Genomic DNA, 12,348 nt, shown 5'->3' on the forward strand with positions numbered 1-12,348 from the left:
TATTTGTGTCAAAGGTGAAAAAAAGGCGCTCTATTGAGCGCCGTTATTAACATTTGTTGGCAACTAATTACATGTTGGGATAGTTAGGACCACCACCGCCTTCCGGCGTAACCCAAGTGATGTTTTGGCTAGGATCTTTAATATCGCAGGTTTTGCAGTGAATGCAGTTTTGCGCATTGATTACAAATTTAGGCTGACCCGCCTCTTCGACAATTTCATACACACCAGCTGGGCAGTAACGTTGTGCTGGCTCATTAAACTGAGTCAGGTTAATACCCAGTGGAATGCTGCTGTCTTTAAGACGTAAATGGCAAGGCTGGTCTTCTTCATGATAAGTGCTCGACAGATACACTGAGGACAGTTTATCGAAGCTAAGCTTGCCATCGGGTTTTGGGTAATCAATCTTGCTGTAAGCGCTCACTGAGGCCATTTGTGCATAGTCTGGGTGTTCATCACGTAGCGTGATCGGGAACTTTCCACCAAACCAGTTTTGATCTATGTAATTGAATGCGCCGCCTAAATAGGTGCCAAATTTATGCATCGCTGGGCCAAAGTTGCGCGATTTATACAGCTCCTCATGTAGCCAGCTTTCTTCGATATGAGTCTGGTAACAGTCGAGATCTTTACCGCCTTCAACACCCGCCATCATGGCTTTGCCTAAGGTTTCTGCCGCAACGATACCGCTCTTCATCGCAGTGTGAGTGCCTTTGATTTTCGCGAAATTCAAAGTCCCAGCGTTACAGCCGATGATCAGGCCGCCGGGGAAGCTCATTTTAGGAAGCGAGTTCAAGCCGCCTTTAGTGATAGCACGGGCGCCGTAACTGAGACGTTCGCCGCCGGTTAAATACTTTGCAATCACAGGATGGGTTTTATAGCGCTGGAATTCGTCAAATGGGCTCAGATGCGGATTTTTGTAGTTCAAATCGATAATGAGACCGACCGCAATCTGGTTGTCTTCCATGTGATACAGAAAGCCGCCACCCGATGCGCCCTCGGTTAGTGGCCAGCCACCGGTGTGCACCACTTTGCCTTGCTCGTGTTGCTCAGCGGGGACTTTCCAAATTTCTTTGAAGCCTAAGCCGTAATGCTGGGGTGTTTTACCATTATCTAAATGGTATTTTTCGATCAGTTGCTTGCCTAAGTGGCCGCGGCAACCCTCTGAGAAAACAGTATATTTAGCGTGTAGTTCCATGCCTGGCATAAAGCTGTCTTTAGGCTCACCATCGGCGCCCACCCCCATATCGCCAATCAAAATACCTTTAACGCTGTTATCGACGTTAAATAGCAATTCACTGGCGGCAAAGCCGGGGAATATTTCGACACCGAGTTCTTCGGCGCGATTAGCAAGCCAGCGGGATAGATTACCGACACTGATAATAAAATTGCCGTCGTTGTGCATGGTTTTTGGCACAAAGGCATTAGGCATCACTCGGCCGTCGGTGGCGGAGCTGAGTAGGTAGATTTCGTCGTGGGTGACAGCGGTTTTCACTGGGGCGTTTTTCTCACGCCAGTCGCTGAATAGCTCGTCCAGCACTTTTGGCTCGAACACTGCGCCTGACAGAATATGCGCGCCCACTTCTGAGCCTTTTTCGACCACACAGACGGTAATTTCTTTACCTGAATCCTGTGATATTTGCATTAATCGACACGCGGTGGCCAAGCCTGCTGGACCTGCGCCGACGATAACAACATCGAATTCCATTGATTCGCGTTCCATCAGTTCACCTCTTCCTTCACGTTTCCCCGATTTTTATCGAGTGTTGTAGTTTGTAAACGGGCGTTTTATTGCTTGTACCACCTTACCTGAAAATAAGATAAGGTCACAGTGGATTAAGCGGCTGTTTAGTCTAATTCAGTACAAATCTTTAGGTGAGGACTGTCACAGATTATTCACGCTAGCGTGATCTAGGTTAATAAATACCTGTTTAGGGGTATAGCTAGTGAGTACTTTCGGCCTATAATCACCGGTGACGGTTCTCCGAGCTTGCCTACCTAAGTCGAAAGATATGGAGGTGTAGCCGTGGTAATAATGCCACCGGGGTGGGATAAGAAATGCTCTCACCTCCCACACTTGGAAAGGTGATCATGTCTCAATTACAAGACAGCTTTGGTCGAAAATTTCACTATTTGCGGATGTCAGTCACTGACGTTTGTAACTTCAAATGCAGTTATTGCCTCCCCGACGGTTATCATCCTGACGGCAAGCCAAAATTTTTATCTCTCAATGAGATAGAAAACTTAGTCTCTGCATTTAGCCAAGTCGGCACCCAAAAAATCCGCATAACAGGCGGCGAACCCACCCTGCGTAAAGACTTTACCGACATCATCCGTGTCGTCGCCGATAACCCGCGCATTCACACCATAGCGACAACCACTAATGGCTATAGACTCGAAAAGCATGCCAAAGAATGGTTCGATGCGGGCTTGCGCCGTATTAATGTGTCCGTGGATAGTTTAGATCCTAAGATGTTTTATCAAATCACCGGTGAGAACAAGTTTGATGAAGTGATGCGGGGGATCGATGCCGCCTTGTCGGCGGGTTTTGAGCGAGTAAAAATCAACGCCGTCCTGCTTAAAGGCTTAAACGATAAAGATTTGCCACGTTTTTTACACTGGATTAAGCACACGCCAATCGATCTGCGTTTTATCGAGCTGATGGAAACGGGTCTTGGTCGTGAGTATTTTGAAGCACACCATTTAGCGGGCGCCGACATTAAAGCGCAGTTATTGGCAGATGGCTGGCAATTAGATACGCCAAGTGCCTCCGATGGCCCAGCGCAAAATTTTAGCCGCAGCGATTATCAGGGCCGTATCGGTTTGATCATGCCTTACGCCAATAATTTTTGTGCTACCTGTAACCGTTTACGGGTATCTGCTAAGGGTAAGTTGCACTTGTGCCTCTTTACCGAATCCGGTGTCGATTTACGTGATCTGCTACAGCATTCCAGTCAACAAGCGGAATTGATTGAGCGTTTGCACGGTCAATTAGCCCAGAAGAAAGAAACCCATTATTTGCATCAAGGCATCACAGGTGTCACTCAGCATCTTGCCTCTATTGGCGGCTAGACCAGGTTTTAGGTCTGTTGCCATAGCCAATTTAGCGCGAGTATAAGCACAATTTCCCTTGTACCCTGTTTTGACCTCAATTAAAGGATCGCTCCAATGAGCAATGTATTTACCCATATTAATGCCGATGGCAACGCCCATATGGTCGATGTCACTGAAAAAGCCGTTACCGAGCGTGAAGCCCGTGCAGAAGCTTTTATCGAGATGGCAAGCACGACACTTGAGATGATCATGAGTGGCAGCCACCACAAGGGTGATGTGTTTGCCACTGCGCGTATTGCGGGCATTCAAGCCGCGAAAAAAACCTCAGACCTTATTCCTCTCTGCCATCCGCTAATGCTGACTAAGGTTGAAGTCGATTTAGAGGCACAACCTGAACATAACCGCGTGCGTATCACCAGTCTGTGCAAATTGTCTGGCAAAACAGGTGTTGAGATGGAAGCGTTAACTGCGGCTTCAGTGGCGGCATTAACTATCTACGATATGTGTAAAGCCGTGCAAAAAGATATGGTGATCTCCCAAGTCCGTCTGTTGGAAAAGCGTGGCGGCAAGTCGGGACATTTTAAGGTTTAGCAGATCAAAAACGAGAGAATACTATGATTAACGTGTTGTTTTTTGCTCAAGTTCGAGAATTATTGGGCACAGCTAAATTAAGCCTAGAGGCGAGCGAGCAGACACAAACCGCCGAAGCATTACGGGCAACGCTGGCGGCCACCGACGACAAATGGGCCAAAGTATTAACCTCTGACAAATTGCTGGTGGCGGTAAATCAGACCATTAGCCAATGGGATACACCTGTAAACGATGGTGATGAAGTCGCCTTTTTCCCACCGGTTACAGGAGGTTAATATGCGCTTATTACCCGCAGTTAGAGTGCAAGAGGTCGATTTTAGTGTTTCTGACGAATATCGCCAGCTAGCTCAAGATGATAGCGATGGTGCCGTAGTCACTTTTGTCGGCAAAGTGCGTGATTTTAACGATGGTGCCGCGGTGGCAGACTTAACCTTAGAGCACTATCCGGGTATGACCGAAGCCGTGTTAGAACAAATCGTTGCCGAGGCGCGTAGCCGCTGGCCGCTCAATAAAGTGACGGTTATTCACCGTGTCGGTACTATGGCTCTGGGTGAGCAGATTGTGTTTATCGGCGTAACCAGCGCCCATCGCAAGGCCGCTTTTGCTGCCTGTGAATTCTTAATCGACTTTTTAAAAACCAAAGCGCCATTCTGGAAATTAGAAGCGGGCGAGCAAGGTAAAAGCTGGGTTGAGGCGAAAGATGCCGATGAACAAGCGGCTAAGCTATGGCAACACAAAGACTAGTCGCGTGGCAGAGATACTCGTAGTCGCAACGCAGCTTGCCAGTTTAAGACCCGCGCGAATATTGCACTAAGGTGACCCAATGCAGAGTTTGACCCGTTTCTTTCATATTCTTGGTTTTGCATTGCTTTTTTATTTGGCGGTCGTGCCATCGACCTGTCGTGCAGCGGATAACACGCCGATTCCTGCCATCGCCGCGGCGGCTAATATCAAGTTTGCGTTAGATGACATTGTTAAAAATTTCACCGCAGAAACCGGCCTCAAAGTACGGGTTTCCTATGGTTCATCGGGGAATTTTGTCGCGCAAATTCAACATGGTGCGCCGTTTGAAATGCTGCTGAGTGCCGATGAACGTTATATTGCCGAGCTGAACAAAGTCGGTTTTACCCAAGGCGAGGGTGTGCAGTATGCCGTTGGCCGTTTAGCCTTAGTCGCCCCTAAAAATTCACCGCTCGCACTAGATATCGAACTCAATGGCCTAAAAGCATTACTGGCTGCGGGTCAATTAGAACGTTTTGCGATTGCCAATCCTGACCATGCGCCCTACGGTGAACGTGCCCGTGAGTTATTGAAAAAACTCGGTTTATGGGATGAGCTACAAACTAAGCTGATTTTAGGCGAAAACGCCTCCCAAGCGGCACAGTTTGCGATCAGCGGCTCGACTCAAGGCGGGATTATTCCTTTATCACTGGCGATTGCGCCGCAGTTTCAGGCCCTAGGTCATTATTTAGCTCTGCCCTCAGATCTCCATGGTCCGCTGAATCAACGTATGGCGTTAATGCCTAAGGCGAGTCCAACCGCAGAGCATTTCTACCAATATTTACAGTCAGATACTGCCCGTGCCGTATTTACTCAATACGGTTTTGGTTTGCCAGTAAATTAAGGATTTCAATGGATTGGCAGGCGCTGTGGTTATCGGTCAAACTCAGTAGCATCACAGTATTGGTGCTGATCCCCCTTGCGATACTCGCGGGGCGAGCTTTGGCCTATCGTCAATTTGTTGGTAAATCTTGGATCGAGGCATTGATAATGGTGCCCTTAGTGCTACCGCCGACCGTGATTGGCTATTACTTGCTGGTGGGGCTCGGTAGTCAGAGTTGGCTTGGGCAATGGATAGAGCAACTGACGGGCCAGCAACTGGTGTTTCATTTTTCAGGTCTGGTTATCGCTTCTGTGTTAGTGAATATTCCCTTTGCGGTGCAGCCTATCCAGCGAGCTTTTGAAGCTGTGCCGAATGATGTTCGCGACGCCGCGGCGTGTTGCGGCATGAGTCGACTTAAAATTCTGCTTAAGATTGAATTACCTATGGTGTGGCCGGGTGTGCTAACCGCGCTGGTGTTGTGTTTCTCCCATGTGCTCGGCGAGTTTGGTGTCGTGCTGATGATGGGCGGCAATATCGCTGGTGAGACTAAGACAATTTCGATTGCAATTTATGACAGTGTGCAAGCCTTTGATTTTAATGCCGCTGGCACTATGTCATTAGTGTTATTGCTGTTTGCCGTGACTGCGTTAGCACTCACCACCAGTTTATCACGGCGTTTAGGAGGTCAGCGTGGCGCAAATCATCGCTGATCTGCAGTGTCAGATCCAAAACCATAAACACATTAAACTCAACGCTGATTTTCGCTGCAAGGCTGGCGAAGTGCTCGCTGTGGTTGGGCCGTCTGGCGGTGGCAAAACGACTTTGCTACGGATGATCGCAGGGTTAAATCACCCTGATGCGGGCCAAATTTATTTTGGCGATCAGCCTTGGTTTGATGATAAAGCGCGCATCGCCTTGAGCCCGCAGCAACGCCATATCGGTTATATGCCGCAGCATTTTGGCTTATTTCCGAATCTCACCGCCCTAGAGAATGTAGTCGCAGGGCTTGATCATATTCCCAAGGCGGAGCGGATAGCGCGTGCAAAAGATTGGTTAGAAAGGGTTAATCTACAAGGCCTACCCGATAGATTGCCGGCGCATTTATCTGGCGGTCAGCGTCAGCGGGTTGCGCTTGCCCGTGCACTTGCCCGCGAACCTTCAGTGTTATTACTCGATGAGCCTTTTTCGGCAGTTGATCGGGAAACCCGCGAGCGTTTATATCTCGAACTGGCGCGCCTCAAGGAGCAGTTACTCTGCCCAGTGATCATGGTTACCCATGACTTAAATGAAGCTTTGTTGCTGGCTGATTCGATGATTTTGATCAGCCAAGGGAAGATGCTACAGCAGGGCGCACCTTTCGAAGTGTTGTCCCGGCCGCGCAATGAAGCTGTGGCGCGGCAGATGGGGCTAAGGAATATTTTCGACGGTGAAGTAGTGTTTCAAGACAGCACAAAAGACCTCACTTGGCTTAAGTTTGGCGAGCAGTTGATCGCCTGTGACTATGGCAAAGATCGCCCTGTGGGAAGTCAAGTTCGTTGGGTTATCCCCAACCAAGGTATTCGCTTTAATTCGATTTCCAAAGGACGTTTATGCCGCAGTTTTAATAAATTAGATGTCACTATCGACGCTATGCTGGTGATGGGGGAATCTGTGCGGCTTATCTGCTATGTCACAGGTACTCAGTTACAACTTAACACCGAAGTCTCGCTGCATTTTGCCCAAAAGCTTGCACTCACGAAAGGAATGCAAACCACAGTGGCACTCAAATCCGAACAAATTCATATTCTGGAATCCCCCAGATGATCAAAGCTTAATCTTGTTTCCATCGGTGTTTCAGCTGGTATTAGGTAGACTTAACAGATTAGCCACAAAATGATTCAGTGTTTGGCTTAAAAGCTAATAACTTAGGTGATGTTGAAAGGGGATTTTCGTTCCATTTATGACCCAACCTGAGTTAGGGCTAACGCAGTGTGATGCTATATCCAGTGGTAGATTATGGGAGATTGGCTTGGAATCGCGCTCAGGGACAATTGGTCCCATCGACTTCTAACTGATTGTCTCATAAGATACAAACTTAGCTGATTTATATGGAGGAGCCATGAGACTATGGTTGCTAGGATTCATGTTGGTATCTGGCGTCGCAACAGCGGCTCAGAGCATGTATTCGATGTTTGCGGGTGGAGACTATGTACCGCCGCTGAGCGTTATGCAGCAGATCGAAAAAGGGTTCTCCGGCGTGATTGCCGAATTTAATATGGAAGAGCAAGAGGGTGAATTAGTCTACCAATTTGAGTTGATTAATCCCTTAGCCAATTCTATAACGCGGTTTGAATATCGCGCCCGCGATGGTAAGTTGCTGAAACAAAAGGCGAGTAAAGTGAGCGCGGATGATCTCGGTGAGGTTGAGGCGACACGTTTGATCGCAGCAAAAGATCAAACATTTTCAGGCTTAATCGCTAAGGCCACTAAAGATCACAAAGCCTTCTTAACCGAGGCAAAGTTAGATCACGACTTAGGTATCAGTTATTTAGAGCTTAAGCTGCTAGACGATACGGGTAAGTTTAAATTGGCTTTTGATGTCGAAAATTTACGCCCGTTACCTTTACTCAAGTGGGATTGAAACATCTAAGTCAATCGAGTGCTCAAACGAGTATTTAGGATTGAGGAGCGCAACATACAGATGAAAATACTTTTAGTTGAAGATGATGCGACGACGATTGATTACATCGTCAAAGGATTTCTTGAGCAGGGCCACAATATCGAAACGGCGAGCGATGGCCACCAAGGACTGTCACTCGCCACAAGTAGTCAGTACGATCTCGTGATCCTCGACCGCATGTTACCCCAGCTCGATGGCTTGAAATTATTGGCCGCCTTAAGGGCAACGGGCAATCAAACCCCAGTGCTGATTTTATCTGCCTTAGCGCACGTTGATGAGCGAGTGAAAGGCCTGCGCGCGGGCGGCGACGACTATATGACTAAGCCGTTTGCCTTCTCTGAGTTATTAGTACGCGCCGAAAAACTCATGCACCGTGGCCAATCTGTGCCAGTCACCACAGATCTTGTTGTCGGTGGATTGAAGATGGAATTACTGACCCGTAATGTGACCTTAGACGGGCAAGAGTTGATGCTGCAGCCGAAAGAGTTCCAGTTACTTAAGTATCTGATGGAACATGCGAATCAAGTGATTAGCCGCACCTTGTTGTTCGAAGCAGTGTGGGATTATCACTTCGACCCACGCACGAACGTTATCGATGTGCATATCGCAAAATTACGCCGTAAGTTTGAAGAGTTAGGCCATGGCGAGCTTATCGAAACCGTGAGGGGAGCGGGTTATCGCTTACGACAAAGGCATTAAGCCTTACCAAAGCAGCGCCTGGCGCATCACAATCGTCTTTTCGACCTTAGTGACGGTGATCATTGGGGCGCTGCTATTTGCCCTCTATCGACAGTTGATCATCGAGCAACAGTATCAAGTGACTCAATATTTAGAGTCAGAGACACAACGTTATCAGCAACTTGCCCTAACGGTTGACCGCCGTAGTTTTGCCGCTCAAATCCGCGCCGCCGATCCACAAACCGCCCTAATCGCTTGGCGTAATAGCTACGATATGGTCGGTGCCTTGAGCTTTATGCCCGAAGGCATGCCCATGCTGCCGCAAACGCGAGATTTCCCCATCTTAACCGGTGGCCCAGATAAGCTGCATATTCTTACCGGCGGGCTAGTGATGACCCGCTACGGCCCAGTGTTGATTGCGACCCGTACCGATAACTTAGCGACGTTAATCGATAAGTTTATCAGCGCTGCGGCGACAGCCGTGATGCTGACGATAGTGTTGACCTTAGCACTCGGCTATCTATTTTCTAAGGCGATTTTACGTCGATTAGTGCAATACAACCGCTTGAGTGAACAGATTGAACGCGGCCACTATGATACCCGCTTGCCCTTGAGTTGGCGTCAGGATGAGTTTGATATGTTGGCGCTGCAGTTTAATAATGTGCTGGATATCCTCGAAAATAACCTGATGGCAGTGCGCGGCGCGACCGATAATATCGCCCATGATTTACGTACTCCACTGTCACATATTCGCATTGGTCTTGAAGAGCTGGCGAGTAAGCCGAGTGATGAGATTAGCGAAGGTTGCGCGATTTTGACCGAAGAGCTCGATCATTGTTTAGCGACATTTGATGCCATGTTGTCGCTCACGCGTATTGAGGAAGGTCAGCAGACGCTCGATTTGCAGGAGTTAAGCCTAGCTCAACTGTGTACCGACTTGTTGGATATGGCTGATGCCGTGGCAGAATCCAATGAGCAAACCTTGAGTTTGTCGCTACTGACAGACCATAAGGTTTTTGGGGATAAATACCTATTATTCCAAGCCTTGTATAATCTCGTCGATAACGCAATGAAGTATTCTGGCCAAGGTGCGCGGATTGAAATTATTCAGTCAGGGCAGCAAATCGAGATCCGCGATAATGGCCCTGGTATTCCCGACGACAGTAAAGAAAGAGTGTTCGAACGCTTAGTGCGCCTCGACCCTAGCCGCCATTTACAGGGCACAGGTTTAGGATTATCTATGGTCAAAGCGATTCTCTCACGGCACAATGCCAAAATTAATCTCACGGATAATCATCCCGGCTTAGTGGTCACTATTCAGTTTTAAGTCGATGATCCGCATTACCAACGCCGAGTACTCCATGTATCGAATCATAGCCGATGAGGCTGATTTTATTGTTATTTCTAAATCAGCCAAAGTGCATTTCCACAGTCAGGATGGGACGGCAGGCGTGGTGGCGCAGGCTGAGCAAGATTTAGGGATTAAGCTTTTTGCCGTACATAGATTAGACACGCCCACCTCAGGTCTGTTGATTTTGGCCAAGAGCGCGGTCGCCGCCAAGCAATTTACTGAGCTATTTACCGCCCATAAAGTGCAGAAATATTACCTCGCCCTCGCGAAGGGCAAACCGAAGAAGAAACAAGGCTGGGTGATTGGTGACATGGCAAAGTCGCGTCGTAGCATGTTTAAGTTGCTGCGCACTAAAGAGAATCCTGCGATTACGCAGTTTTTTTCATTAAGTGTCAGTGAGGGATTGCGTTTATATTTGCTTAAACCCCATTCGGGTAAAACCCATCAATTAAGAGTCGCCTTAGCAAGCTTAGGTGTGCCGATTTTAGGAGATGATTTATACGGTGGCATGGCGGCGGATCGTTGTTATCTGCATGCCTACTGTCTGCATTTTCGCTATGGCGATGAAGCGACTGGCTGGCGTGATTATGCGTATAGGGATGTGCCGACTCAAGGTGAACATTTTGCCGCTGAAGGTGTGACTGAAGCGCTGATTGAGTGGTCTGAACCCGATATTTTGGCTTGGCCGACGAAAGGGGATTAATACGGGTCGCGTTATTCTTGCGTAAGGCTAGCAAGATTTTGCGAAAGCCTAGCAAGCTTGGCAAATACGATCTCGGCCTTCGGATTTGGCGCGGTACATGGCTTGGTCCGCTTGAATAAGTAGCTTGTCGGGCTGGCATCCTTGATAGATAGTGGCGTAACCTAAGCTAGCATGGATTTTTATCGTAACGCCTTGCCAGAGAAATGAATTGTCCTTAAGTACTTGATGCAATTTCTCGGCGACGGCTCTGGCTGCGGGGGCATCGGTCGCGGGTAAAATCACCAGAAACTCCTCACCACCGTGACGACATAATGCGTCATTTTCTCGCAATACCGATCCAAACAGTCTCGCCGCCGTCAATAGGGCGAGATCGCCCGCATCGTGACCATATTGATCGTTAATCTCTTTAAAATGGTCAAGATCCAATAAAATCATACTGTAAGGCACATTATCCCTTAGCCAGCGTTGATGGATATTGTTGAGAAATTTATGCATAGCCCGGCGATTCCACAGGCCTGTGAGTTGATCCCGTTCCGCTAACATACGGATTTTACTGACGAGTCGCGTCATGGCATTACCTATCATCACGATATTGATCAATAGGGTTAGAAATACATAAAACCACAGCACAGGTATGGCTTCGTGCGTGTGCATGGCGATAAATATCGGACTTTCTTCTGGGGAAAGCAGGGCGATAAAGATGCGAATGATAAAAATACCCACCATAGCGACTAAAGGCATGACCATAGCGATGGCGACTCGATTCCCCGTATCGCGTTTGATGGCCTGATAGTTATCCCGCGTCAGCATGGTAAAAATCAGTGCGGCGCAGGCGGAGAAAGCAACGGCTAAGGTGCGTTCGGAGCTGAAGTTGGGGGGAACCGAGATCATCACACTGGCCGTGATTGCCAAGAGAATAAGATCGGATTTAACGCTGGGACTCAGCCTGAAAAGTGCCTTAGTACCCCAGCGTAATAGGATAAATCCAAACAAAATCGCCATATCGGAGCAGAACCAAAAAAGGTAACTTGAGGCTTCTGAGCGTTGGCTGTTGAGTATGATGCCAAGGAGGACGAACAAGTTCGCCAGAGAAAATCGCATACTGGCCTGAGTGGCAATCTGTAAGGGTTTAGCAATGAGTCCCCATGCCACGGCAGCAGTGCTGGCCAGTAGGCAAATAAATTTGATGAGTAATAGGGCTTGGGGATCAAATATCATTCTTTTACTTCATATTTTTCTTTAACTATAGATGCTTTTAGGCATTTTCGGTTGAAGTTTATAGGATATCTTAATCTGTATTTATCGGCATGAGGCGGGCTACATCTTCCTTTGAATTTATAGCGATATTAAGTGCTTTGGTTTAGAGAATCACTTGGAGTATTTATCATTCTGTAAGTTAAAAAGTTTGCAAATTCTGAGTCTTCCTGCGAAGTTAGACCTTGTTGATTTGCCTACCATCTCCGTTTTAAGGATGCCCTGTTATGGATACAAATAAATTACTCTTAGTCATTATTGCGATTCTATTGCCTCCTGTTGCTGTATTTTTGAAGGCAGGAGCGGGTAAAGATCTGCTGATAAACATAGTCTTGTGTTTACTGTTCTGGTTCCCCGGTTTATTACATGCTCTCTGGGTCGTGACCAAGGCATAATTGTCTTTCTTCAGCACAATAAAAAAGCGCAATGTAATTGCGCTTTTTTATGTTTCAAATGGGGCT

At 47.7% G+C, this 12,348-nt stretch carries 14 protein-coding genes and 1 riboswitch; of the genes, 12 read left to right on the forward strand and 2 right to left on the reverse strand.

Translation table 11 applies throughout. The annotated features are described in order from the left end of the window. Positions 1-67: 67 nt before the first annotated feature. A complete protein-coding gene (locus Q4Q57_RS07440; RefSeq protein WP_311890431.1) occupies positions 68-1,717 on the reverse strand; it encodes an electron transfer flavoprotein-ubiquinone oxidoreductase in 1,650 nt (549 codons plus the stop codon). 247 nt (positions 1,718-1,964) lie between these two features. Continuing rightward, positions 1,965-2,098, forward strand: a riboswitch (molybdenum cofactor riboswitch). Here Q4Q57_RS07440 and moaA point away from each other — a divergent pair. The 11 genes from moaA (at position 2,086) to Q4Q57_RS07495 (ending at position 10,633) form a co-directional block, all read left to right on the forward strand. Further along, positions 2,086-3,066, forward strand: a complete 981-nt coding sequence (gene moaA, locus Q4Q57_RS07445; RefSeq protein ID WP_311890432.1) for a GTP 3',8-cyclase MoaA — start codon at positions 2,086-2,088, stop codon at positions 3,064-3,066. (Overlaps the previous riboswitch by 13 nt.) A gap of 96 nt (positions 3,067-3,162) precedes the next feature. Then, positions 3,163-3,639: a cyclic pyranopterin monophosphate synthase MoaC gene (moaC, locus tag Q4Q57_RS07450; RefSeq protein WP_006079755.1), complete on the forward strand. Its 477-nt coding sequence runs from the start codon at positions 3,163-3,165 to the stop codon at positions 3,637-3,639. A 23-nt stretch (positions 3,640-3,662) separates the two neighbouring features. Further along, the gene (gene moaD, locus Q4Q57_RS07455; protein ID WP_006079756.1) at positions 3,663-3,914 is read left to right on the forward strand and encodes a molybdopterin synthase sulfur carrier subunit; all 252 of its coding nucleotides are present in this window, start codon (positions 3,663-3,665) and stop codon (positions 3,912-3,914) included. 1 nt (position 3,915) lies between these two features. Next, complete coding sequence (gene moaE / locus Q4Q57_RS07460; protein ID WP_300481696.1) at positions 3,916-4,383, forward strand: molybdopterin synthase catalytic subunit MoaE; 468 nt, start codon at positions 3,916-3,918, stop codon at positions 4,381-4,383. A 79-nt stretch (positions 4,384-4,462) separates the two neighbouring features. After that, positions 4,463-5,263, forward strand: coding sequence for a molybdate ABC transporter substrate-binding protein (modA, locus tag Q4Q57_RS07465; RefSeq protein WP_311890433.1), 801 nt, complete (start codon positions 4,463-4,465; stop codon positions 5,261-5,263). A gap of 8 nt (positions 5,264-5,271) precedes the next feature. Then, the gene (modB, locus tag Q4Q57_RS07470; RefSeq protein ID WP_311890434.1) at positions 5,272-5,952 is read left to right on the forward strand and encodes a molybdate ABC transporter permease subunit; all 681 of its coding nucleotides are present in this window, start codon (positions 5,272-5,274) and stop codon (positions 5,950-5,952) included. After that, positions 5,933-7,045, forward strand: a complete 1,113-nt coding sequence (locus tag Q4Q57_RS07475) for an ABC transporter ATP-binding protein (protein ID WP_311890435.1) — start codon at positions 5,933-5,935, stop codon at positions 7,043-7,045. Before modB ends, Q4Q57_RS07475 begins: the two co-directional genes overlap by 20 nt. A 295-nt stretch (positions 7,046-7,340) precedes the next feature. Then, positions 7,341-7,862 (forward strand): hypothetical protein, encoded by a 522-nt coding sequence (locus Q4Q57_RS07480; protein ID WP_006079762.1) that lies wholly within the window; start codon positions 7,341-7,343, stop codon positions 7,860-7,862. 60 nt (positions 7,863-7,922) lie between these two features. After that, complete coding sequence (locus Q4Q57_RS07485) at positions 7,923-8,600, forward strand: response regulator transcription factor (RefSeq protein ID WP_006079763.1); 678 nt, start codon at positions 7,923-7,925, stop codon at positions 8,598-8,600. A 49-nt stretch (positions 8,601-8,649) separates the two neighbouring features. Then, positions 8,650-9,906, forward strand: a complete 1,257-nt coding sequence (locus tag Q4Q57_RS07490; protein WP_311890436.1) for a HAMP domain-containing histidine kinase — start codon at positions 8,650-8,652, stop codon at positions 9,904-9,906. Positions 9,907-9,940: 34 nt separating this feature from the next. After that, positions 9,941-10,633, forward strand: a complete 693-nt coding sequence (locus tag Q4Q57_RS07495) for a TIGR01621 family pseudouridine synthase (protein ID WP_311890437.1) — start codon at positions 9,941-9,943, stop codon at positions 10,631-10,633. Positions 10,634-10,681: 48 nt separating this feature from the next. On the opposite strand, the gene Q4Q57_RS07500 is transcribed toward Q4Q57_RS07495, so the two are convergent. Then, positions 10,682-11,851, reverse strand: a complete 1,170-nt coding sequence (locus Q4Q57_RS07500) for a GGDEF domain-containing protein (RefSeq protein WP_311890438.1) — start codon at positions 11,849-11,851, stop codon at positions 10,682-10,684. 263 nt (positions 11,852-12,114) lie between these two features. Here Q4Q57_RS07500 and Q4Q57_RS07505 point away from each other — a divergent pair, with 263 nt between their 5' ends. Beyond that, complete coding sequence (locus Q4Q57_RS07505; RefSeq protein ID WP_006079767.1) at positions 12,115-12,282, forward strand: YqaE/Pmp3 family membrane protein; 168 nt, start codon at positions 12,115-12,117, stop codon at positions 12,280-12,282. Positions 12,283-12,348 lie beyond the last annotated feature (66 nt).

The organism is Shewanella sp. SP2S2-6 (assembly GCF_031931965.1).
GTDB lineage: Bacteria > Pseudomonadota > Gammaproteobacteria > Enterobacterales > Shewanellaceae > Shewanella > Shewanella baltica.

Coding starts and splice junctions, on each gene's coding strand:
- modB (WP_311890434.1), top strand. CDS start 5,272: ATGGATTGGCAGGCGCTGTGGTTATCGGTCAAACTCAGTAGCATCACA.
- moaD (WP_006079756.1), top strand. CDS start 3,663: ATGATTAACGTGTTGTTTTTTGCTCAAGTTCGAGAATTATTGGGCACA.
- moaC (WP_006079755.1), top strand. CDS start 3,163: ATGAGCAATGTATTTACCCATATTAATGCCGATGGCAACGCCCATATG.
- Q4Q57_RS07495 (WP_311890437.1), top strand. CDS start 9,941: ATGTATCGAATCATAGCCGATGAGGCTGATTTTATTGTTATTTCTAAA.
- modA (WP_311890433.1), top strand. CDS start 4,463: ATGCAGAGTTTGACCCGTTTCTTTCATATTCTTGGTTTTGCATTGCTT.
- Q4Q57_RS07440 (WP_311890431.1), bottom strand. CDS start 1,717: ATGGAACGCGAATCAATGGAATTCGATGTTGTTATCGTCGGCGCAGGT.
- Q4Q57_RS07505 (WP_006079767.1), top strand. CDS start 12,115: ATGGATACAAATAAATTACTCTTAGTCATTATTGCGATTCTATTGCCT.
- moaA (WP_311890432.1), top strand. CDS start 2,086: ATGTCTCAATTACAAGACAGCTTTGGTCGAAAATTTCACTATTTGCGG.
- Q4Q57_RS07500 (WP_311890438.1), bottom strand. CDS start 11,851: ATGATATTTGATCCCCAAGCCCTATTACTCATCAAATTTATTTGCCTA.
- moaE (WP_300481696.1), top strand. CDS start 3,916: ATGCGCTTATTACCCGCAGTTAGAGTGCAAGAGGTCGATTTTAGTGTT.
- Q4Q57_RS07485 (WP_006079763.1), top strand. CDS start 7,923: ATGAAAATACTTTTAGTTGAAGATGATGCGACGACGATTGATTACATC.
- Q4Q57_RS07480 (WP_006079762.1), top strand. CDS start 7,341: ATGAGACTATGGTTGCTAGGATTCATGTTGGTATCTGGCGTCGCAACA.